Raw genomic sequence first — 23,829 nt, 5'->3', positions numbered from 1 at the left:
TTTAGTTAAAATCCATTTAAAATTATATTATCCAATCGTGTTAAGAGATTCAATGTTAACCACGAGGCGACTAGCAGGTTGCCTCATTTTTTTTAGAATTTTACTAAGGAGGTGAGTACCATTTTAGAGTTGTTCATTACAATAGCCGGTGCTGGTGCGGCAGGCGGCATTGTCGGTTATTTTGTCCGCAAAAATGTTGCCGAAAGCAAAATAGCCACTGCCGAAGAAACTGCTATCCGCATTATTCAGGATGCCGAGCAGGCCGGTGAAACCAAACGCAAAGAAGCGCTGATGGAAGCTAAAGAAGAAATCCATCGTATGCGCAGCGAAATGGAACGTGAAAATAAAGAACGCCGCAGCGATTTGCAGCGTCAGGAGCGCAGACTCCTGCAAAAAGAAGAAAACCTTGACAGAAAAATTGATTCCTTTGAGAAAAAAGAGGAACATCTGGCTTTAAAAGAAACCAAACTTAACGAAAGCCAGGCCAAGGTGGACGAGTTATACCAGAAACAATTGGGTGAACTGGAAAGATTATCCGGTTTGTCAACCGAAGATGCAAAAAAAGAATTGCTGTTGTCTGTGGAAGAAGAAGTTAAGCATGAATCTGCAATGATGATTAAAGAGCTTGAACAGCAGGCTAAAGATGAAGCGGACAGAAAAGCCCGTGAAATCATTTCCCTTGCTATTCAGCGCTGTGCCGCAGACCATGTTGCCGAAACCACTGTTTCTGTTGTGGCACTGCCGAATGATGAAATGAAAGGCCGCATTATCGGCCGCGAGGGCAGAAACATCAGAACATTGGAAACACTGACAGGCATAGATCTTATTATAGACGATACTCCGGAAGCGGTTATTATTTCGGGGTTTGACCCTGTAAGGCGTGAAGTTGCACGTATAGCTCTTGAAAAACTCATCAATGACGGGCGTATTCATCCGTCCCGCATTGAAGAAATGGTAGAGAAAGCACAAAAAGAAGTTGAACAGAGAATTAAAGAAGCCGGTGAACAGGCTATGTTCTCGGTTGGGGTGCACGGTTTGCATCCGGAAATGGTTAAACTTTTGGGACGTTTGAAATACCGTACAAGTTACGGCCAGAATGTTCTTAACCATTCTGTTGAAGTTGCCCATCTGGCAACAATTATGGCTTCTGAACTTGGTGTGGACGTTAACCTTGCCAAACGTGCAGGCCTTTTGCACGATATAGGCAAAGCAGTTGACCATGAAGTTGAAGGTTCCCATGTTGAACTTGGCGTGGAAATTGCCAAGAAATACCGTGAATCCGACCTTGTTATCAATGCTATTGCAGCCCATCATGGCGATACCGAGCCGAAAAGCGTTGAGGCAGTGCTTATTTCGGCATGCGATGCCGTATCGGCAGCACGCCCGGGTGCACGCAGGGAAACTTTGGAAAGCTATTTGAAACGATTGACCCGATTGGAAGAAATTTCTGAATCGTTCGATGGCGTTGAAAAATGTTATGCCGTACAGGCCGGCAGGGAAATCCGCATCATGGTTAAACCCGAACAGGTTGATGATGCTTCGGCAATACTTTTGGCGCGTGATGTTGCCAAAAAGATTGAAGCCGAGATGGAATATCCCGGCCAGATAAAAGTAGTTATCATCCGCGAAACGCGCGCAGTTGACTACGCAAAATAATTTTGAATATAAAAAACGCTCCGTTAAGGGGCGTTTTTGTTTTATATAAACATTCTTTCACGAAATATTTACAAAAATAAAGTTTTTCAAAGGGGAAACATTTGTTTTTAAACTCACTTTAATGTATAATATACGGTAGAGTAAGTGTACGGTTAATACTTGCGTTAATCTGTGTGATACTTGATCGGAAAATAAATAATTTGGAGGTGTATTTTTTTTGAGTAAAACACAACATAAAGTAAATATTATTCCGCTCGGAGGACTTGGCGAAATCGGCAAGAACATGACGGCTTTCCGTTATGGCGATGATATTATACTTGTCGATGCCGGTTTAATGTTCCCTGAGGAGGATATGCTTGGAATAGATTTGGTTATTCCTGATATAACTTATCTTTTGGAAAACAAAGATAAGGTTAGGGCGATTTTTTTAACTCACGGCCATGAAGACCATATCGGCGCTTTGCCGTATGTTATGAAGCAGATTAATGTGCCTGTTTACGGCACCGCCCTTACTTTGGGCATTTTGCAGGGACGCTTGAAAGAAAACGGTGTAAGTGCCGATAACTGCCATGTAATCAAGCCCGGAGATAAAATATCTGCCGGTGCTTTTAAGCTTGGTTTCATGCGTGTCAACCACAGCATTCCTGATGCAATAGCACTGGCTATCCGTACGCCTGTCGGGCTTATTATTCACACCGGCGACTTTAAATTTGACCAGACGCCGGTTGACGGACAGGTAACTGAATTTAACCGCTTTGCGGAATATGGCGATGAGGGCGTGCTTTTGCTTATGGCAGACAGCACCAATGCCGAACGCCCGGGCTATACGCCAAGTGAAAAAATGGTAGGCCAGACTTTTGACGATGAGTTCCGCTATGCTAAAAACCGTATTATCGTGGCAACTTTCTCGTCCAATGTTCACCGCATTCAGCAGATTGTTGACAGCGCTGTAAGATATAAACGCAAAGTTGCCGTTATCGGCCGCAGCATGGTTAATGTTGTTAATATTTCCATTGAACTGGGGTATTTGAAAATGCCGGAAGGCGTACTGATTGATGTTGATGAAACATCTAACTACCAGCCCAGCCAGATTGTAATTATTACTACCGGCAGCCAGGGCGAACCTATGTCTGCCTTAACCCGTATGGCCAATAATGACCATAAAAAGGTTGAAATTCTTCCGGGCGATACCGTTATTATTTCGGCAACGCCTATTCCCGGCAACGAAAAACTCGTATCACGCACAATTGATAACCTTTATAAACTCGGCGCCGATGTTATTTACGAAAAAAGCAACGGCGTTCATGTTTCCGGCCATGCCAGTCAGGAAGAAATTAAAATGATGCACAATCTGGTGCGCCCGAAATTCTTTATGCCGGTGCACGGAGAATACCGCCATCTGGTTAAACATGCACAGCTTGCCCAGTCGCTGGGTATGCCGCGCGAAAATATCGTTATCGGCGAAAACGGCGCTGTAATTGAACTTACGCGCAACAGTATAGGTATTTCCGGCCGTGTTCCTGCCGGTAAAATTCTGGTAGACGGCCTTGGCGTTGGCGATGTCGGCAATATCGTACTGCGTGACCGCCGCCAGCTTTCGCAGGACGGCATTATGATTGTTGTTGTAACAATCGAAAAAAATACCTGCAATATTGTTTCCGGCCCGGATATTGTTTCCCGTGGTTTTGTGTATGTGCGCGAAGCCGAAGACCTTATGGAAACAGCCAAAGAAAAAGTGGAACAGGCACTTGATAAATGTGCCGAAAATAATGTAACGGAGTGGAGCGTTCTTAAAGGCGCTATCCGCGACAGCCTCGGGCGCTTTTTGTATGAAAGAACACGCCGCCGCCCGATGATTTTACCGATTATTATGGAAGTTTGATTAAATAAAGAGGTGCCAGTAGTTGCCAAGATATAAAAAAGTTGCAGATGAACAAAAGAATAAAGGCCGCAAAAGAAAAATTGCAGGCATTTTTATGCTTTTGGCAGGGCTGCTTGTTGCGGCGTCGGATATTGGCGTTACAAGCAGTTTCTGGTCGGAAATGTCTGCATATTTACTGGGGCTGGGGGCGTTTCTGGTTCCGCTTGCCCTTATTATCTGCGGCATTTACCTGCTGGCTTTTTCCGGGCGTTTCAGTATTTCGCGCCGCGTGGCTGCGTTTGTTTTGCTGCTTATATGCTTTTTGGGCCTTGCACATCATCTTTTTACTCCTGCCGGGCAGGAACTGGATTTATATTCATTTCCGGAAGGCGGAGGTTTTATTGGCGGTATAATTTTATGGACTTTGCGTAAAATTGCCGGTACAGCTGGAGCACTGATTATTTTGGTTGTGCTTGGCTTAGCAAGCGTACTTTTATTGAGCAGAATTTCTTTACAGCTTTTGTTTGTGAAAATTAAAAATTCCTTTTCCGGCATTAGCAAAAGAGAAAATAAAAAAGATTTACGCAGAACTGAATATTCACAGCCTGTAAAGCAAAAAAATATTACCGTTTCTAAAGAAAATACTTTTAATCCTTACCGTGACGGAGAATTTTCCAAATTTACGGAAGGGCTTGAAAAACCTGGCGCTTTTAAAAGAATTTTTGGAAAAACCAAAAAGACTTCAATCAGCGAACACCTTGTAAATTACAGCAGCGAAGCCTATGAAGATGATGCTTACGATGCTTATTTGCAGGATGATGAGCAGAAACAGGAAAATACTACGCAAGCAACGCAGGCGTTTTTTGCCGCTCCGGAAGAATTTGCGGCTGAAAAACCTGCTGTTAAACAGGAAAGCAAACCTGTTTTGGAAAAATTTGTTAAACCTGAGCAGGATATGGCGCCTGCTGGCAGCTTTTTAAACCCGTACAGACAGAAAGCAATTGATTTTTCGGATGAAGAAATACCTTCCGAAAAGATATTTGCAAAACCTGAAACCAAAGATGATTTTACTTTAAATAAACCGCTTAATATTGCTGACAGTGCTGATCTGGTTAAAGAAAAATCAGAGGAGCAGGCAGTTGTTAAAACGGAAGAAGAAGCCGAACCTTCCGAAAAAGATAACGCTCCCGGGTATAAATTCCCGCCGTTATCTTTACTTAATACGCCGACTGTTACTAAAGACCATAACCTTGAAGAAGGAATACGCCATCAATGCGGTATTCTGGAACAGACTTTGTCTGATTTTAAGGTAAGAGCTTCTGTTGTTGCCGTTACGCGCGGTCCTTCTGTAACCAGGTTTGAGCTTGAACCGGCTCCCGGAGTAAAAGTAAGTTCGGTAGTTAATCTTGCAGATGATATTGCGTTAAAACTTGCCGCCCCCGGCGTGCGTATTGAAGCACCAATACCGGGCAAGGCTGCAATAGGCATTGAAGTGCCTAACTTAAAAAATGATACTGTATTTTTTAAAGAGGTTGTTGACTGCGAAGCCGTTAAAAATTCTTCCGGCAAGCTGGCTATTGGTTTGGGCAAGGATATCAGCGGCAACATTATTACTGCTGATTTGAGCAAAATGCCGCATTTGCTGGTTGCAGGCTCAACCGGCTCCGGTAAGTCTGTATGTATCAACACAATCATAGCAGGTTTGTTATACAAGTATTCTCCAGATTATGTAAAGCTTATTCTTGTTGACCCGAAAGTTGTTGAGCTTTCTAATTATAACGGCATACCGCATCTTTTAACGCCGGTTGTTACCGACAGTAAAAAAGCTGCTTCTGCCCTGCACTGGGCGGTTGCCGAAATGGAGCGCAGGTATAAGGCTTTTGCAGAAAGCCATGTGCGCGACATCAGCAGCTTTAATGAGCACGCAGAAGAAAAAATGCCGTTCATTGTTATCATTATCGACGAACTTGCCGATTTAATGATGGTTGCTAAGGTTGATGTGGAAGATGCAATTCTCCGCCTTGCGCAAAAGGCAAGGGCAGCCGGAATACATCTTATACTGGCAACGCAGCGTCCTTCGGTAGATGTTATTACCGGCATAGTAAAGGCCAATATTCCGTCGCGTATTGCGTTTGCCGTTTCTTCGCAGACCGATTCGCGTACTATTTTGGATATGGGCGGTGCTGAAAAACTGCTTGGTAAGGGCGATATGCTCTTTTATCCCATTGGCATTAACAAGCCGGTAAGGGTTCAGGGCGCTTTTGTAAGTGATGATGAAATCAACCGTGTTGTTGATTTCATAAAAGAGCAGGCTATTCCTGTTGAATACAGCAGTGAAGTAACGGAACAGGCATTGGAAAGCGATAAGAATGCTGCCGGGCAGACAGCAGGATTTGACAACGAGCGCGACGAATTATTTGAAGATGCAGTAAGGCTTGTTATGGATACAGGGCAGGCATCTTCATCCATGCTGCAGCGCAAATTCCGTATTGGTTATACAAGAGCCGCAAGGCTTGTGGACTGCATGGAAGATTTGGGCATTATCAGCCACGCTGCCGGCAGTAAACCGCGCGAACTTATTATGCCTAAAGCCGTAATAGAAGATAAATTTTTTACAACTAATAATTAAATGGAGGAAACGGTTATGGATATGGATAATGTCAGCAAAATGCTTAAAGAAGCACGTCTGGCCAAAGGGTTGTCGCTGGAAGAGGCAGAAGCGGCTACCAGTATCCGTAAACTTTACCTGGATGCGGTAGAAGAAGGTGAATTTGACAAAATTCCCGGTGATGTTTTTACCAAAGGCATTATCCGCACGTACGGTAATTTTTTGGGGCTTAACGGGCCGGACCTCGTCAACATTTATAAAGCACAGAACAGCGGCCTTACCAAGGAAGCGGTAGCGCCCAAGCCTATCAGAATGGTTGAAAAAATCAGTATTTCTCCCCAGATAAAGCCGGAAAGGGTATCCTCCGGCAATTGGCTGAGTTATATTGTGGTATTGGCTTTGGTTATCGTTGTTGCAGGCGGCATAGCCTGGTTTATGAATACCGATTCTTCGCAGAATCTGGTATCGGAACCCGCCGCAGTGGAAAACAGCGTGCCTGCCGAAGAAAAAGCAGTGCCCAAACCTGTGTATGATGGCGTTAACCTTGCTTTAAAATGCGTAACTGACCGCTGCTGGATGGAAGTAACTGCTGATGGCGAGATTGTTTTCAGCGGCATAATGGAAGAAGGCCAGCAGCAGTCTTTTAAAGCAAAAGAGAATATCAGTGTGCATTATGGCAACATTGGTGCCATGGAAATAACCGTTAACGGAGAAACTCTGCCTAAAGACCCGGAAGTCGGTTCGGTTGTAAGAACATATAAAAAATAATTTTGGAGGGCTTTCATAAATAATGAAAGATTTTCTGCCAATTTCAATAGAAGAAATTAAAGAACGCGGTTGGGAACAGTTGGATTTTTTGTTTGTAAGCGGCGATGCTTATGTGGATCATCCATCATTTGGCCCTGCCGTTATTTGCCGTGTACTTGAAGCGCAGGGATACAAGGTGGCTCTTTTGTGCCAGCCCGACTGGCGCAAACCGGAGAACTTTGCCGTTTTAGGCAAACCGCGCCTTGCAGTGCTTATTTCAGGCGGCAATCTTGATTCCATGCTCTGCCATTATACGGCGGCAAAAAAAGAACGCAAAAAAGATAATTACACGCCGGGCGGCGAAATGGGTAAACGCCCCGACCACGCAACGGTTGTATATTCACAGCAAATAAAAAAACTCTGGCATGATATGCCGGTTATTATAGGCGGCATCGAAGCAAGCCTGAGGCGTTTCGCACATTATGATTATTGGGAAGGCAAACTTCTGCCGTCCATTCTGGCAGACAGCCATGCTGACCTTTTAATTTACGGCATGGGCGAAAAGCAGATTACGGAAGCTGCCGACTATTTAAGCGGCGGTGCTTCTATGCAGGATATGCACTATATCCGCGGAACGGCGTATCTTGCTGATTCGCTGGAAGGTATTGATGACTATGTGGAAATACCTTCTTATGAAGCGTGCCTTAAAAACAAAAAGCTGTTTGCCAAAGCGCACTACCTGCAAAGCAAAGAGCAGGACCCGTTTTACGGCAAAATAGTGGTGCAGAAAAACGGCAGTAAATACCTTGTCCAAAATCCTGCACCGTATCCGCTTACACAGCAGGAAATGGACGCTATTTATGACCTTGATTACCAGCGTACCTATCATCCAAGCTATGAAGCTTTGGGCGGAGTCCCGGCTATTGAAGAAGTGCGTTTCAGCATTATCAGCTGCCGCGGCTGTTTCGGCAGTTGTTCATTCTGCGCCATTCACAGCCATCAGGGGCGTATTATCCAGTCAAGAAGCCATGAATCAATTTTAAAAGAAGCAAAAATTATTGCGGCTATGCCTGATTTTAAGGGCTACATTCATGATGTTGGCGGGCCTACAGCTAATTTCCGGCATCCGGCATGTGCCAAACAGCTTAAAGTTGGAGCCTGCCGCGACAGGCAGTGCCTTTTTCCAAAACCGTGCCCCAATTTGGACAGCAGCCACAGTGATTATATAGAGCTTTTGCGTAAAATAAGGGCTATTCCCGGCATAAAAAAAGTTTTCATCCGTTCCGGCATCCGTTATGATTATTTGCTGGAAGAAAAAACGGGGGAATTTTTGGACGAACTTTGCCGTTACCATGTAAGCGGCCAGTTAAAAATAGCTCCGGAGCATGTAGCGCCGCGCGCCCTGAAAAATATGGGCAAGCCGGGTAAAGAAGTTTATCTGAAATTCATGCGTGCCTTTTCTAAGAAGAACAAAGAAATCGGTTTAAAACAATTTTTAGTGCCGTATTTCATTTCCAGCCATCCGGGCTGCACGCTTGATGACGCAATAGAGCTTGCGGAATTTTTGCGTGATATAGGCCATCAGCCGGAACAGGTGCAGGATTTCATTCCGACACCGGGCAGCCTTTCAACGGCTATGTATTATTCCGGCTGCAACCCGGAAACAGGGCGCGAAATATTTGTAGCACGCAACCCGCATGAAAAAGCAATGCAAAGGGCATTAATGCAGTATAAAAATCCGCGTAACCGTATGCTTGTTAAAGAGGCTTTGCTTAAAGCGGGCCGCAATGACCTTATCGGCAGCGGAGATAAATGCCTGCTGAAAATAAATACCGGCTATAAAGCTAAACCTGCCGGTAAAAACAGCAGAAGCAAAACTAAAAAAAGATGAGGAATTTTATGGCTTTAAAAAGGCTTGTAACGGCCTGTTTAGCTTTTATTTCAGTAATTTGTATTGCAGGCTGTTCTTTTTTTGATGATGTTGTACATTTAAAAAATGATAACGAAGCAATTCTTGCATCAGACCAGAACAGAATGCTGCTTCAGGCGCTGGCAGAAGAATATAATGCTTCCCAAAGCAAATATAAAGTCTGGCTTGCAGAAGAAAATACCGGAAAAGGGCAGAAGCAGCCCGATATTTATTTGCTGGAATTCAGCAAACTGGTAAATTTGGAGCAGCAGAATAAACTGCTCAAATTTGAAATACCAGAAACTGCAATATTGCCGGAAGCATTTAAAAGCCAAAACGGCTGCTGGTACGGTGTTTTTTATGACCCGGCAGTTCTTTTGGTAAACCAGAATTTTGCCCGCCGTGCCGGTCAGGAAAATATTCGTACATGGGAAGATTTGTTGAAAATCCGCGGTATCCGTATTGCGCTTGAAAATTTAAGCGATACGGAAAGTACGCGCAGCTTTTTATATGCCTTTGCCAGCCATTGGGGCGAAGATAATGCTTTGGGTTATTTGCGTGAGCTACACAAAAATATTCCCCAGTATGCCAAATTTCCGTTCACTTCAATAAGAATGGCAGCAACCGGCGATGCTGATATTGCTATAACCCGCAGCAGTTTTATTTTCCAATATCTTGAAAATTCTTTTCCTGCTTATGTTGCAAAACCGGTAGAAGGTACGCCGGTAAATCTTTATGGCGTCGCCATTGCCGCTGAAAGCGGGGAGAATATGGCAGCACAGGATTTTTGCCGCTGGCTTTTAACGGAAAAAGAAATTAAGCGTATTTTGCTGCAGCAGAATACAGGGCTTGAAACTTTAATGGATGATAAGACAGATATGCAAAAACTGTGGCTGAACACAGCATATTTACAGCAGGAAAAAGCTGATAAACTTATAAACAAATGGCTTGAAACCGTACGGTTTGAAAATTAAAGCGGAGGATATACAGTGAAAATAGGTATAGTAAGTTTGGGCTGCCCTAAAAATCTGGTCGATTCTGAAACCATGTTAGGGCTGATTCACGAAGAAAAATATGAAATTACCAATGACCCGTCAGAAGCGGAAATAATTATAGTAAATACCTGCGGATTTATCGAATCTGCCAAAGAAGAGTCTATTAATACCATTTTGCAGATGGTAGAATATAAAAAATCCGGCAGCTGCAAATATATTATTGTAACCGGCTGTTTAAGCCAGCGTTATGCTGAAGAACTTTTTAACGAACTGCCTGAGGCAGATGCCATTGCCGGTGTGGAAGTGTATGACGAAATAGGCAGCATTATAAAACGTGTTATGAACGGCGAACGCTTTATAATGCTTGAACGCAGCAAACCAGATGTTATATATACCAGCAAAGAAACTTTTCTGCCGCGTATTTTAACAACTCCTTCATATACGGCTTACTTAAAAATTGCCGAAGGCTGCGATAATTGCTGTTCTTATTGCGCAATACCGAAAATCCGCGGGCCATACCGCAGCAAGCCAATGGAACAGGTGCTTAAAGAAGCAAAAGCACTGGCCGATAACGGCGTAAAAGAGCTGATTGTAGTAGCGCAGGATACAACCCGCTATGGTGAAGATTTACCGGGAGGCAAACTGCTTTTAGCTGATTTATTAAAAGAGTTAAATAAAATTGAAAGCTTGAAGTGGATTAGGGTAATGTATTGTTACCCCAATAATTTTACGGATGAGCTTATAGAAACCTTTGCATCTTTGGATAAGGTATGCAAGTATGTTGACCTGCCGCTGCAGCATGCAAGCAACAGGCTGCTGGCTTCAATGAACAGATATGATACCAGGGAAGAAGTGGAAACGCTTCTTGCAAAGCTGCGTAAACGTATTCCCGGAATTGTTATAAGAACTACTTTTATAGTAGGTTTTCCCGGTGAAACGGATGCCGATTTTGAAGAATTAAAAGAATTTGTGGAACAGCAGCGTTTTGAAAATGCCGGTGTTTTTGCCTATTCTCAGGAGGAAGGCACTGTTGCCGGAGCTATGCCCAATCAGATTCCTGATGAAATAAAACAGGAACGTTACCATGAATTAATGGCTTTGCAGGCACAGATTTCCGAAGAAATTCATAAGGATACCGAAGGACAGACTCTTGAAGTTCTGGTTGAAGGCATTGAAGAAGACGGTTCGGGCCTGCATTACGGGCGTTCCTACCGTGAAGCTCCAGATATCGACGGACTGGTATTTATTGAAAATCCGGGAGATATTAAACCCGGCTGTTTTGTAAAGGTTAATATTCTGCAAGGCTTCACTTACGAATCTGTAGGCGAAAGAATATAAACTAAAGGGGGAAGGACCATGAAAGTTGAAGTTATCAATACTGGTACAGAGCTTTTGCTGGGTGAAATTTTAAATACAAATTTTCAGTATTTATCCAGACAGCTGAATAAACTTGGTTTTGATGTACTTTATCAGACTACTGTCGGCGATAATGCCGGGCGCTTAAAAGATGTGTTTAAAAATGCTCTGGAGCGTGCTGACATTATTATTACCACCGGCGGTCTTGGCCCTACCCGCGGCGATATTACCAAAGAAGTTTTATGCGAAACGCTTAATTTAGGCACTTATCTTGACCTGGACACATGGAACCGCATTAATAACTATTTTTGCAAAAGAGGGCTGTGCATGTCCGGCAATAACGAAAAGCAGGCCATGATACCCGTGGGAGCCGAAATTTTAACTAACGAAGTTGGCACTGCTCCCGGGCTTGCCATCAGGCATGAAGGCAAACTGATTGTGCTTTTGCCCGGCCCGCCTTCTGAAATGCAGCATGTATATGAAAAGCAGCTGGAACCTTTTTTGATAAACCATTTTACCAAACAGGGAATTATTTATTCGCATATTATCAGGCTGCGCGGCATTGGCGAAAGCGCCGTTGCCGAAAAGCTGGACGATATTATAACTTCACAAACCAATCCTACCATTGCTATTTATGCCCGCAGGGGAGAAATAATTATCCGCATTACCGCAAAATGTATGGAAGTTAACGAGGCCAAAACCTTAATTGCTGCAATGGAAGCTCTGGTAAATACCAGATTAAAGCAGTTTATCTACGGTACGGATGACGAAACACTTGCTTCTTATCTTGGCAAGGAACTGTTAAGAACAAAAAGCACAATAGCTTTTGCCGAATCCTGCACAGGCGGCCTTGCCAGCAGCCTTGTAACGGATGTTCCGGGCAGCAGCGAATACCTTTTGGGCAGTGCCGTTACTTACAGCAACATGGCTAAACATAAACTGATAAATGTATCGGAAGAAAGCCTTGAAGCCTATGGCGCAGTCAGCTGGCAGGTTGCCTGCGAAATGGCACAGGGCGTGCGTGAACTGTTCGGCACAACTTATGGCGTTGGCATAACAGGCATAGCAGGTCCGGGCGGAGCAACAGAAGATAAACCTGTCGGGCTGGTATATATGGCCGTTGCCGATGCTGACGGCGTAAAATGGGCCAAACATGTTTTTGGCGGTACACGTACCGATAATAAAATGCGCAGTGCATTAACCGCGATTTCGATGGTTATTGACAGAATAAAGGAAAAAGAAACGGAGAATAAAGACAAATGACAACAAATCAAAAAGAGATGTTCGGCAGCCTGCTGCTGGATAAAAAAATAGTTACAGCTTTAACAGACATGGGCTTTGAAGAACCTTCACCGATACAGGAGCAAACCATTCCTCTGGTGCTGGATGGCTACGACGTTATCGGCCAGGCACAGACCGGTACTGGTAAAACTGCTGCTTTCGGCATTCCGCTGGTTCAGAGCATTACCGACCATAAGCATATTCAGGCACTTATTATGACGCCGACCCGCGAACTTGCCATTCAGGTTGCCGAAGAAGTAGGTAAAATCGGCCGTACTTCGCGTATTAAGGCTCTGCCTGTTTACGGTGGCCAGCCTATTGAAAGACAGATTCGTGCCTTAAAAAGCGGAGTACAGATTGTAATAGGCACTCCGGGTCGTTTAATTGACCATATTAACCGCAACACCATCAAACTTGACCATATTAAGTTTTTAGTATTAGACGAAGCTGATGAAATGCTTGATATGGGCTTTGTTGACGATATGGAAGAAATTATGCGCAACCTGCCTGCGGAAAGGCAGACGCTGCTCTTTTCCGCAACCATGCCGCGCCCGATTTTGAGCCTTACCAAAAAATACATGAAAGCTCCTAAAAATGTTACCGTCAGCAAGGAAGAACTGACCGTACCTTTGATTGAGCAGTATTATTTTGAAACCAAAGACAAGGTAGAAGGCCTGTGCCGTTTGCTCGATGCTGAAATTGACGGCAAGATTATTATTTTTTGCCGCACCAAAAAAGGCGTTGATGATTTGGCAATCGCACTTGCCAGCCGCGGTTATATGGCAGAAGGCCTGCACGGCGATTTAAGCCAGACTCAGCGTGACCGTGTTATGAAGAAATTCCGCGAAGGCACGGCTGATATTTTGATTGCAACCGACGTTGCGGCACGCGGCATTGATATTGATAATATTACCCATGTTATTAATTTTGATATTCCGCAGGACCCTGAAAGTTATGTACACCGTATTGGCCGTACAGGCAGGGCAGGCAATACCGGTACTGCCATGACCTTTATTACCCCGCGTGAATTCAGGCAGCTTAAACTTATCGAACGCGCAGCAAATACTAAAATTATGCGCCGTCAGCTGCCTACAACGGCAAACGTTGTTGAACGCCAGCGCGAAATTATTATTTCCCGCATGCAGGCGGTTCTGGAGCTTAACCATTACCATGATTATATGCCTATTGCTGAAACACTGTTGCAGGACTATGCTTCGGAAGACATTATCGCCGCTGCCTTAAAATTAATGCAGGAAGGCAACAAAGCACTTGAAGCGCCGAAAGAAGAAGGCTTGTCCAAAGATTTAACCAATACCGGCGGACGCCCCGGCATGGTGCGTTTCTTTATGAATATCGGCCGCAGCCAGAAAATAAGCGTGCAGGATATTGTGCGTACCATTGCTATTGAAGCCGATATACCGGCCAAAGATATTGGCAAAATTAATATTTATGATAAATTTACATTTGTTGAAGTGCCGGAGGATGTTGCCGAAAAAGTGCTTGGCGTAATGCACCGCAACACCATTAAAGGCTATAAAGTTAATGTTGAGCCGGCACGCAGCCGTCAGTAAAATTTTGTTTATGAAAGAGAGCAGGCAGAAATACTGTCTGCTCTTTGAGGTATAATTATGCGTGAAATTAAAGGTAATATAAAAGGCATACGCGACAGCGTTATAGCAGAACTGCAGAAACTGTACGATATGCAGTCGCCGCAGCTTGTTTCGCAGGAACTTGCTGTTAAACTTGCGGATATTACAGAGTATATAAACAGGGAAATTTCCGTTTATATTACACGCAGCGGCCAGATTATAGAAATTGCAGTGGGTGACAATGCTACCGTGGAATTGCCAACCTTCAGCGGCAGGCGCGGAGCAGGACGCCTAAGCGGTATACGCTGCATACATACGCATCCGGGCGGCAATCCGTATTTAAGCGGCGTTGATATTTCTGCTTTAAAAAACAATAAATACGATGCCATGGTTGCCATCGGCGTTGCTTCGCCGGATTTTACCAAATCTGAACTGACTTTCGGGCTGATAACCGGCATAGACAGCAATGAAAATTACACTGCTGAATGTTACGGCCCGTATAGTATAGAAGACGCTGAAAACATTAACTTTGTTAATACCGTAAGCACGATAGAGCGCATACTCGACAAGCAGACCGGAACTGCCTCTTTGCAGGTTATGTCTGAAAGAGCCATTTTAATAGGCATGGAGTGGGGAAGAAACGATTCGCTGTGGACTGTTGACGATTCACTCGAAGAATTAAAACAGCTTGCCGATACGGCAGGTGCAACTGTAATAAAGAAGTTTATACAAAAACGCCCCAAGCCTGACCCGGCATTTTTTATAGGCAGAGGCAAAGTGCAGGAGCTTGCTTTATATGCCCAGCAGGAAAATATCGACTTATGTATTTTTGACGATGAACTTTCCCCGGCACAGCAGCGCAATATCGAAAGTGTTATGGGCATCAGAATTTTGGACAGAACAGCGCTCATTCTTGATATTTTTGCCCAGCGCGCACGTACCAACGAAGGCAAATTACAGGTTGAACTGGCACAGCTGCAATATACGCTGCCGCGTATTATGGGCAAAGGCCTTATGCTTTCCAGGCTCGGCGGCGGTATTGGCACACGCGGCCCTGGTGAAACGAAACTTGAAGTTGACCGCCGCAGAATCCGCGACCGCATTGCTTTTATTAAGGACCAGATTGAAAAGGTTAAAGCAGTACGTTCGTTGCACCGCAGCAAGCGCAAAAAGAACAATGTATTTGAAGTGAGCCTTGTAGGTTATACCAATGCCGGCAAATCAACACTACTTAATACACTTACAAATTCTGATATTTATGCCAAAGACCAGCTTTTTGCAACGTTAGACCCAACTACACGCCAGCTAACGCTTCCCAATAAGCAGGAAATAATCATAACCGATACGGTTGGTTTTATTCAGCGCCTGCCGCATCAGCTGATTGCCGCTTTCCGTTCTACGCTTGAAGTTGTAACGGAAGCGGATTTACTGGTGCATGTTATCGACGTAAGCCACGAGCTTTACAAAGAACAGGCCGCGGCGGTACACGAAGTTTTAAAGGAAATCGGCGCAGAAACAAAGCCGGTTATTACGGTTTATAATAAAATAGATAGACTGCCTCCGGATAGCAAACTGGCTGACAGATTAGCACTGGAAGAAGATACTGTTTGTATATCGGCAGCTAAAAAGTTAAACCTTGAAACTTTGCAGCAGATGATAGAATCACATCTTAAAAGCAAAGCCGTGGAAGTTACTTTGTGTATTCCTTATGCGGAAACAGCCAAAGCTGCCCAGCTTCATGAAACAGCTAATGTTTTAGAGCAGGAATATACCGAAAATGGCGCAGTAATGAAAGTTATTCTGCCGGTAGAAGATTTGGAAGCATACAATGAATATATTTTAAAAAGCGAGTGAATGATTTAAATGGTAGACTTTGCAGAAATTGAAAAAACAGCACTTAATGATGTAGAAAAATATTCTAAAATATATGAAGAAGCCGCCTTATTTAACACAGAAAAAGTAATGAAGGCTTTCCGTAACCACATGGTTTCAGATTATTACTTAAAACCTACAACCGGTTATGCTTATTCCGATGTTGGGCGAGAGAACCTTGACGCAATTTACGCAGAAATTTTCCATACGGAAGCAGCGCTGGTACGTTCACAGTTTGTAAGCGGCACACATGCGCTGGCAGTAGCTCTTTTGGGTGTACTGCGTGCAGGTGACGAGATGATAGCTGCAACCGGAACACCGTATGATACCATGCAGACCATTATCGGCAGCCCTGTAAAAACGCCGGGTTCGCTTGTAGATTTAGGCGTTATTTATAAAGAAATTCCCATGCAAGACGACAAGCCGGATTTAGAGGCAATTTCCAGTGCTATTACAGATAAAACGCGCTTAATACATATTCAGCGTTCCTGCGGTTACAGCAGTGTGCGTAAAACGCTTAATGTAGCGCAAATAGGCGAGATATGCGCAGCCGTAAAAAAGGTTAAGCCTGATGTTATCTGCTTTGTAGATAACTGCTACGGCGAATTTATTGAAAAACAGGAACCCACGGAAGTCGGCGCGGACTTGCTTGCAGGTTCTCTTATAAAAAATATGGGCGGCGGTTTTGCTCCTACTGGCGGCTATATAGCCGGGCGCTCCGATTTGGTGGAACTTGCTTCATACCGTCTTACAGCTCCGGGATTAGGCGGCGAGATGGGGGCAACATTGGGTGATACGGCACGCGAATTTTATCAGGGCTTGTTTATTGCGCCTCATGTTGTAACGCAGGCCGTAAAAACTGCAATTTTCGCTTCGGCTGTTTTTAAAAACCTTGGTTATTCGGTAAAACCGCTGCCGGAAGAAGTGCGCAGCGATATTATTCAGGCTATACGTTTGGAAACACGTGAAAAATTATGCAATTTCTGTGTTGCAATCCAGACAAATTCTCCGGTTGACGCTCATGTAGAGCCTGTTCCTGCCATGATTCCGGGTTATCAGAATGAAATTATTATGGCAGCAGGAACATTCGTACAGGGCGCTTCTATCGAATTAAGTGCTGACGGTCCGTGCCGTGAGCCATATAATGTGTATTTCCAGGGCGGGCTGACTTTTGAACATGGCCGTATTGCCATTATGAGCGCAGCTCGTATGGTAGGCCCCAAAGAATAAATTGTACCGGTAGGGAGGTAAAGTTGATGAGTGCAAAAGAAGAATATACACAAATTATCAAAGATGTATATAGTATTAATAGTTTCGTTAAACTGTGCGGCATGGAGCTTGTTGACGTTGAATGCGGCATGGTAACACTTGCAATGCCTATTGACGCAGCCAAGCACACCAATTTATATGAAGTTGCCCACGGCGGTTCACTGGCAGCACTTGCAGATACTGCGCTGGGGATGGCAAGCGCAAGTGTAGGGGCCAGAGTAGTAACTATTAATTACACGATAAACTTTATAAAAAACCTCCATGCCGGAGATGTAGCTACTGCTGTTGGCACGGTAATTCAGCGCGGGCATAAAATAATTATTATAAAAGTAGAAACCTTTAATAATGAAGGCACGCTGCTTACGGAAATGCTTGGCACAATGTATGTTATAGGGAAGTTTGAAAGTATACCTGAAAAATGGTAAATTTTTATGGGAAGAGTTATTATTATGAAGAAGTTTTTTAGAATTTTAAGGTTTTTTATAATATTTGCAATCGTGCTTGTAATAGCTGTAGTTCTGTCCAATACTATTTACAGCATTGTTTTAAATTAACTGCAACAGTACTAAATTGCATATAAAAAGGAGACTTGTTCTGTATCAGAGCAAGTCCTTTAATTTTTATTAAGTATTGTATATGGTTTTGATTTTTGAAATTATTATGATGTCATTTAGAAGTTAATATAATATTTTTATAGTGCTTGTATAAAACTGAAATAATTTTATTTTAATACAATTGATGAGAATTTTAAAATATTAAAGCATTCTAAAAACGGCAATTACTTTACCGATAACCTGAATATTATCGCCGCCTACAATAGGCTGATAAGCATCGTTTTCAGGCTGTAAGCGTACGCAGCGGAGTTCACGGAAATAGCGTTTTACAGTAGTTTCTTCGCCGTCGATTAAAGCAACAACTATATCGCCGTTGTTGGCAAAATTTTGCTTGCGCACAACAATATAGTCATGGTCTAAAATACCGGCCTTAATCATGCTGTCACCGCTTACGGAAAGCATGAAAACATCATCGGAGCAGCCCAACAAATCAAGCGGAATGGGGTATGTTTCTTCAATGTTTTCAACAGCCAGAATAGGAACGCCCGCCGTTACACGGCCAACAAGCGGAACGGGCACAACAGTTTTCTGACGCCATTCAGCGTCCTGGGTCAATTCAAGTGCGCGTGGCTTGGAAGGGTCACGCTGCAAAAAACCGTATTCTTCTAATTTGTGCAGGTGATTATGAACACTGGCGCTTGAAGATAATCCTACAGCTTTGCCGATTTCGCGCACAGCCGGAGGATAACCTTTATCTTTAACACATTTGCGAATATATTCTAAAATCTGACGCTGACGGTCAGTAAGCATTTCTTCAGTAATTTGTCCTTCAAAATTAGAAAAGCGTTTATGTCTGGCCATTAATAAAAGCCTCCCGAAATAGATTTTATATAATTCTATTATAACAGTTAATTAAGAAGGAGTCAAAACATTTGTTTGCTGTTCGCTGTATTAGTTTAATTTTGATTTTAATATTGGAAGATGAGATAAAACAGAAGTTTAAAGGAAAGATAAATATATAAAAATAACGTCCGATAATATATATTATGTAAAATTTACAAATTGAAGCCGAACGCAAAACCAGCCAAAATATATGACATGGTTTTGCATGAGTTCACATTCACCATTTTACTTAACAAATTATACCAGACGATAAATTCTATATTAATTTTTGACTAATTTTACCTATTCTAATCAATACTCTCATTGATTTTAGATGAATCTTTTATTTACGCCTTTATATTTGCGTTTTAAGGCGTTTTTATAATAAACACGTTAATTTATATGCGCATGTGTTTTAAAATTTGTTACAACCAATTTATGTGGGTGACTTTTACAGTATAATTACAAAAATATAAGAGGCTCAGGCATTTTCTGCATAAGCCTCTTAATACTTTATTATTATAACACAAATCAGTAAAGATATAAATCGGTTGTATTAAACTGCTTCATAATTTGCTGGTTGGCAGCAGCCTTATCGCCTTTTGTAAAATATAACAGGTTATTAAAGCGCTGACTTCTGTCAAAATAAAGCTGGTTTTTAAAATAGCAGTTAAACGGTATCAGATTGGTATCCAGCATGGCAAAAACTTTATCTTTACTCAGGCTGCTGCGCACTTCATCTGCGTCAGCGGCGTTTCCGGCAATAACATTTGCTTCCTGCAGAACTTTAAATATGTCTGGTATGTGAGCCTTTAAGTCAGCATCACAATTGAAGCGTGCATTGTAATTATTGATGTCAAAAGTATAGTTAAAGTTTTCTGCTTTCAGGTATTTTTCTATGGCTGCAATATCTTCCGGGCGCAGGCTGTTAAAAAGCTGGTTCATACTATTGTGGAAGATAAATTTTGTTAATTCCGGATTATCAAAAATAGTTTTATATTCGTTTACATACTTGCTGAAATCAGGCTCAATTTGGGCAACATTATTAAAATTACCACTGGCCATAACAATGCCTTCATCAAACAAATTTAGTAAATCCGGCATTGTAAACTGCGACAAATCCATTTTCAAGGTATTTTTGCTGTTATCAAAACTTATACCAAAGGTTTTAATTGCGTTATTTGCAGCATCAAGTGAAGTTTCCGGCAAAGCGCTGTAAGCAGTAAGCCCAAAGCCGCCTTTATTAATACCGTAAATGCTGCTGAAATCAGTTCTTGTATACAGCCATTTTTCCGGCAATTGCAGTTTGCGTCCGCTGATATTATCATTGATTGTAAGCGGTTTATTGCCGTTTTTCTGAGGTTCCGTAAATTTTAAACTGTTAACCAGCTGTTTGCTTAATTTATTAAATCCTTTATTATCAAGTTTATAAAGGCTGTCGACATCGTCAGGCAATTCGTTAGTTGAAGCAAACAGGCTCGTTACCGTATACAGGTTGTCATTGGCCGATAATAAATAAGTTTTTTCTGTAATATTATATAAATTTGCTATTTTAGTAACTAAATAACCGTCATCAGCAAATTCAAATTTAAAGCCCTGGTCTTTCAGGTTTTCTTCATCAACTGATTCTTGCGGCAATAATTCCGATTTTTTCAGCGGCAGCTTTAACTCAAATGTTATATTTTCAATATCCGATTCTATCATTAAAGCATCTTTGCCTTTAATATTTTCAACGGATGCCTTTTTTATGTTCGCCATACCGGCAAATTGTTTGTTTAATTCCAATAAACCGGCAAGGTCTTCGCTTTCGCCGCTGTAATTTACATAAGCGCCAGCCGCGGCTTCGGTAAGGTATTTATAGCTGCTGCTTTGCAAAACGTCAGCAGCAGTGCCGCTTTTTAAAGCTTTTTTAATATTATTGAGGTCAGCAGTAAATTTTTCCGTTGTAAAAGCGGTATTAAAATTTTGTTCAAGCTGTTCGTGGTTAAGCCCGGTAACAAAGTGCATGCCGTTGGTTTTTACAAGTTTTTTGTCAAGGTCAAAAACACGGTTTTCGGCAGCAAACATATTTTCGCCTATCAGCATAATGTTCTGATCTGGAATGTTAACGGAAAAACCTGCTCCACTGCTTACATATTCAAAGGCATTAGCCGTAAGAGCAACGCTGCACATCAAACCTGTCATTAAAATATCAGCATATAATTTTTTCATCATCTGTACCCTCTTTTTACTTTAAGTACGAATGTGGACATTAATCTTTTAAAAGTGTTTTGCCGTTCCAAAATTTAAGTGCCGTATTTTCATCATCACCGTTACGGTCAAATACAAAAGCCAGATAAGCAGCTTTGCCAATAACTTTGCCTTCGGCAACTAAAGTGTAATAAAAATCAGTTTCAGCAGGCTTCAATTCAGTTTGCAGGCTAAAGCTCCCCTGCCCGTCTTTAAAATCCGTATTATAAGCAAAGGTTTTAAATTCCGTTCCCTGCTCAATAAGGGCGGCTTTTATATCTTCCAACGCTTCATTTACGCCGTAAGCCGTTTTATTGGGGTTATCAAATACAAAATCCGAAAAACTTTTATCGGTGGCTTTAACAGATAATATTATAATGCCATGACGGAAAATATCCATTATATCATCTTTTTTATCTGTTAATTCAGCGCTTATGCTTTTATCAGCCGCAGCGGCCTGCGATGCAATAACTGCCGATTCTATATCGGTAACGCCAATATCAAGCGCTTCTTTAAGAATCAGCGCCATAGCTTCCTGAGGCATGGCAACCGTTATACCGACAGCTTCTTCATTATATCTGCTGTCTGCTAACTGCACGTAAAACCAGTCATCCGGAAGGGTTACTTTTACATTGGCTGTTTTTTCGCCAAAGGTAAACACAGTGTTTTTATCAACCGGCTTAACGGTTTTAAACTTTTTCAGAAAAGTCTTGTTGGTTTCTTTAGCCAAAACATTATCTTTAACGTAAATGTCTGTCGGGCCATCGGCACCGCCAATAACGCCAATGGTATTTTCCGGCCGGTTTTCAACAGCGTTGGAAACAGCCGTTTGCTGCTCTGCCATAAGCATATAAAGCTTATCATTAGCAGAAGTATAATAAATTGTTACAGGTTCAGTTTCCGGATTTACGTTAAAAGTAACGGCAATATACTTGTTTGAGCCAAACTTTTGCGCCGAAATCAGGTAATCCGGTTCTTCATTTTCTGCAAAAGCAAAAAGCGGTGAAACAACCGGTTCAGCTACAAGCTGATTAATACGTTCGTTGCTGATTCCGTTACGCTGTAAAAGTAGAATATCGCTGTAAGTTTTATCAAACGCTGCTGTGCTGAACGGGACTCCTAAAAATTTAGAAGCCTGTTCACTGCTTAAACATTCGGTATACCCTGCCGCAGCACCGTTATCGTCAATAAAACCGTAAAAATGTTTGCCAACAGCCTCTACGTAATTAGCAGAGGACGGACTTTGTGTTTTAAAACCGTCCTCTTTATTGGTATACGCAAACGCCGTTGCCGCAGTTAGCTGCACTAACAACAGCATAAAAAACAATATTTTGCGCATTGTTCTTCCTCAATAACAATTAAAGCCTGGTTACAATATCAACCAAAGCGCCGTTTTCAAGCCCGCATGCATTGCCTTCGTCGGTATCAATATGAATTTCATCCGCATGCTCCGGGCCGGTTCTTACATAAACGTGCTCAAAACGCAGTGCACGTGAGCCTGTGGTTTCCATGGCAACAATATCATGGTTCTTTAAATGATATTTGGCTGCAGTTTCCGGGCACAAATGAATATGGCGCTGTACAAGCATAATGCCCTCTTTTAAAATAACTTCGCCTTCAGGGCCGACGATTTTGCCGCCGAGCGAGCCGTCAAGATAACCGGAGAAGCAAATCGGCGGGTTCAGCCCAAGCTGACGGGCATCTGTTTTGGCAAGCTCGATTTGCGTATAAGGACGCAGCGGCCCGATAACGCGCAGCGGCATTTCGCCTTTATCCGTTACCAGAATAATTTTTTCTTCGCAGGTAAACTGACCGGGCTGCACAATCGGTTTTATCGGGTGCAGCTCGCTGCCTTTACCGAACAAAATATCCATATCTTCTCTTTTTAAATGGCAATGACGCCCTGAAACGCCCATTCTTAATTTAAAACGCATATAATTCACCTCGTAAAATTTTAATTATTGTAAACCATATCATTATTTATTATACACCAAATACAGGCAGATGTCATTTTGTTTTGGTTGTATACAATTATAAATACGTGCTTACTCTATAATTTAATTGAATAAACAGATAATTTATTATATAATTATTGGCATAAAAATATATATTTAAGGTGAGTTAATTTATGATAAAACGTGGAAAAAGCATAAATATGTTTTTAATTAACGGAGATGTAAATGGCTGTGTAAAATGTACTTTAAAAAACTGGACTGGTATTGCCTATAGAATTCCTAGAAAAGAAATAGAAAATTTAAAAGACCGCGATGATTTAAATAAAAGCGGAATTTATTTCTTGTTTGGTATATCTAACGATTTAGATAAATATATTGCCTACATAGGTCAAGCTAATATGCGCCAAAATGGCAGAGGTATTTTAAACCGTTTGGAAGAACATAAACGCAATCCAGAAAAAGACTATTGGAACGAAGCAATAGTTTTTACTACATCTAATAATTCGTTAGGTTCAACTGAATTAAATTATTTAGAAAATAAATTCTGTGAATTAGCGATTAATGCAAATCGTTATATAATAAAAAATGGAAATACCCCTTCTTTTGGAAATCAAACCGAAGAAACGGAATCTGATATGGAAGAATTTATAGAATATGCTAAAACAGTTATGGTTGTTTTAGGTCATAGACTACTAATTCCTTTAACGATTACTGACAATAATAATTTAGATAATTCTTCTAAAGATATACCACTCTTTTTGACTAGAAAAAATAAAAAAACTGGCCAACTAATAGAAGCATATTGTAAACAAACAAATGAAGGCTTTGTTGTATTACGAGGAAGTCACATTGAAAGAAATGATGCAGAATATCTTAATGAAAGTATGAAGAAAAGACGTAAATTTGCAAAAATTGATGAAAACAATATATTACAAGAAGATATTCTTTTTTCCAGTCCTTCTTATGCCGCAGTATTTGTATTAGGTTATAACAGTAATGGTTTAGATGTATGGAAAACAAAAGACGGTATAAAATTAAAAGATTTAGAAAATAATATTTAGCTTTA

At 42.0% G+C, this 23,829-nt stretch carries 17 protein-coding genes; 13 read left to right on the top strand and 4 right to left on the bottom strand.

Annotation, left to right across the window (positions count from 1 at the left end):
- Positions 1-129 precede the first annotated feature (129 nt).
- From rny to M3079_RS01655, 12 genes are all read left to right on the top strand, one after another.
- Positions 130-1,656, top strand: coding sequence for a ribonuclease Y (gene rny, locus M3079_RS01715; protein ID WP_249076841.1), 1,527 nt, complete (start codon positions 130-132; stop codon positions 1,654-1,656).
- Positions 1,657-1,873: 217 nt separating this feature from the next.
- A complete protein-coding gene (locus tag M3079_RS01710) occupies positions 1,874-3,538 on the top strand; it encodes a ribonuclease J (protein ID WP_249076839.1) in 1,665 nt (554 codons plus the stop codon).
- A 22-nt stretch (positions 3,539-3,560) separates the two neighbouring features.
- Positions 3,561-6,146 carry a DNA translocase FtsK gene (locus tag M3079_RS09370; protein ID WP_283162397.1) on the top strand — a complete coding sequence of 862 codons (2,586 nt, stop codon included), beginning with the start codon at positions 3,561-3,563 and terminating at the stop codon, positions 6,144-6,146.
- 15 nt (positions 6,147-6,161) lie between these two features.
- The gene (locus M3079_RS01695) at positions 6,162-6,893 is read left to right on the top strand and encodes a RodZ domain-containing protein (protein ID WP_249076837.1); all 732 of its coding nucleotides are present in this window, start codon (positions 6,162-6,164) and stop codon (positions 6,891-6,893) included.
- 22 nt (positions 6,894-6,915) lie between these two features.
- The gene (locus M3079_RS01690; protein WP_249076836.1) at positions 6,916-8,763 is read left to right on the top strand and encodes a YgiQ family radical SAM protein; all 1,848 of its coding nucleotides are present in this window, start codon (positions 6,916-6,918) and stop codon (positions 8,761-8,763) included.
- Between the two features lie 8 nt (positions 8,764-8,771).
- Positions 8,772-9,755 carry an extracellular solute-binding protein gene (locus tag M3079_RS01685; RefSeq protein ID WP_249076834.1) on the top strand — a complete coding sequence of 328 codons (984 nt, stop codon included), beginning with the start codon at positions 8,772-8,774 and terminating at the stop codon, positions 9,753-9,755.
- A 15-nt stretch (positions 9,756-9,770) separates the two neighbouring features.
- The gene (rimO, locus tag M3079_RS01680) at positions 9,771-11,114 is read left to right on the top strand and encodes a 30S ribosomal protein S12 methylthiotransferase RimO (RefSeq protein WP_249076832.1); all 1,344 of its coding nucleotides are present in this window, start codon (positions 9,771-9,773) and stop codon (positions 11,112-11,114) included.
- A gap of 18 nt (positions 11,115-11,132) precedes the next feature.
- Entirely contained in the window at positions 11,133-12,395 is a 1,263-nt protein-coding gene (locus M3079_RS01675; RefSeq protein ID WP_249076831.1) for a competence/damage-inducible protein A, read from the top strand.
- Positions 12,392-13,984, top strand: coding sequence for a DEAD/DEAH box helicase (locus M3079_RS01670; RefSeq protein WP_249076830.1), 1,593 nt, complete (start codon positions 12,392-12,394; stop codon positions 13,982-13,984). Before M3079_RS01675 ends, M3079_RS01670 begins: the two co-directional genes overlap by 4 nt.
- A 57-nt stretch (positions 13,985-14,041) precedes the next feature.
- Entirely contained in the window at positions 14,042-15,856 is a 1,815-nt protein-coding gene (hflX, locus tag M3079_RS01665) for a GTPase HflX (protein WP_249076829.1), read from the top strand.
- A gap of 9 nt (positions 15,857-15,865) precedes the next feature.
- Complete coding sequence (locus tag M3079_RS01660; RefSeq protein WP_249076828.1) at positions 15,866-17,104, top strand: methionine gamma-lyase family protein; 1,239 nt, start codon at positions 15,866-15,868, stop codon at positions 17,102-17,104.
- Positions 17,105-17,130: 26 nt separating this feature from the next.
- The gene (locus tag M3079_RS01655) at positions 17,131-17,568 is read left to right on the top strand and encodes a PaaI family thioesterase (protein WP_249076827.1); all 438 of its coding nucleotides are present in this window, start codon (positions 17,131-17,133) and stop codon (positions 17,566-17,568) included.
- Between the two features lie 330 nt (positions 17,569-17,898).
- Here M3079_RS01655 and lexA read toward each other — a convergent pair whose 3' ends face one another.
- The 4 genes from lexA to M3079_RS01635 all read right to left on the bottom strand — a co-directional run bounded on the left by lexA (position 17,899) and on the right by M3079_RS01635 (position 22,742).
- On the bottom strand, positions 17,899-18,558 hold the full coding sequence (gene lexA / locus M3079_RS01650) for a transcriptional repressor LexA (protein WP_349293315.1): 660 nt from the start codon (positions 18,556-18,558) through the stop codon (positions 17,899-17,901).
- A gap of 552 nt (positions 18,559-19,110) precedes the next feature.
- The gene (locus tag M3079_RS01645; protein ID WP_249076826.1) at positions 19,111-20,793 is read right to left on the bottom strand and encodes a hypothetical protein; all 1,683 of its coding nucleotides are present in this window, start codon (positions 20,791-20,793) and stop codon (positions 19,111-19,113) included.
- 37 nt (positions 20,794-20,830) lie between these two features.
- Positions 20,831-22,147 carry a sodium ion-translocating decarboxylase subunit beta gene (locus M3079_RS01640; RefSeq protein WP_249076825.1) on the bottom strand — a complete coding sequence of 439 codons (1,317 nt, stop codon included), beginning with the start codon at positions 22,145-22,147 and terminating at the stop codon, positions 20,831-20,833.
- 19 nt (positions 22,148-22,166) lie between these two features.
- The gene (locus M3079_RS01635; protein WP_021716417.1) at positions 22,167-22,742 is read right to left on the bottom strand and encodes a PduL/EutD family phosphate acyltransferase; all 576 of its coding nucleotides are present in this window, start codon (positions 22,740-22,742) and stop codon (positions 22,167-22,169) included.
- A gap of 194 nt (positions 22,743-22,936) precedes the next feature.
- On the opposite strand from M3079_RS01635, the gene M3079_RS01630 reads away from it, so the two are divergent.
- Positions 22,937-23,824: a GIY-YIG nuclease family protein gene (locus M3079_RS01630; protein ID WP_249076824.1), complete on the top strand. Its 888-nt coding sequence runs from the start codon at positions 22,937-22,939 to the stop codon at positions 23,822-23,824.
- Positions 23,825-23,829: the final 5 nt, after the last annotated feature.

The organism is Phascolarctobacterium sp. ET69, from assembly GCF_023336935.1.
GTDB lineage: Bacteria > Bacillota > Negativicutes > Acidaminococcales > Acidaminococcaceae > Fusicatenibacter_A > Fusicatenibacter_A intestinipullorum.
Note: the sequence above shows the minus strand (reverse complement) of the source record. Positions and strands in the feature narration are given on the sequence as shown.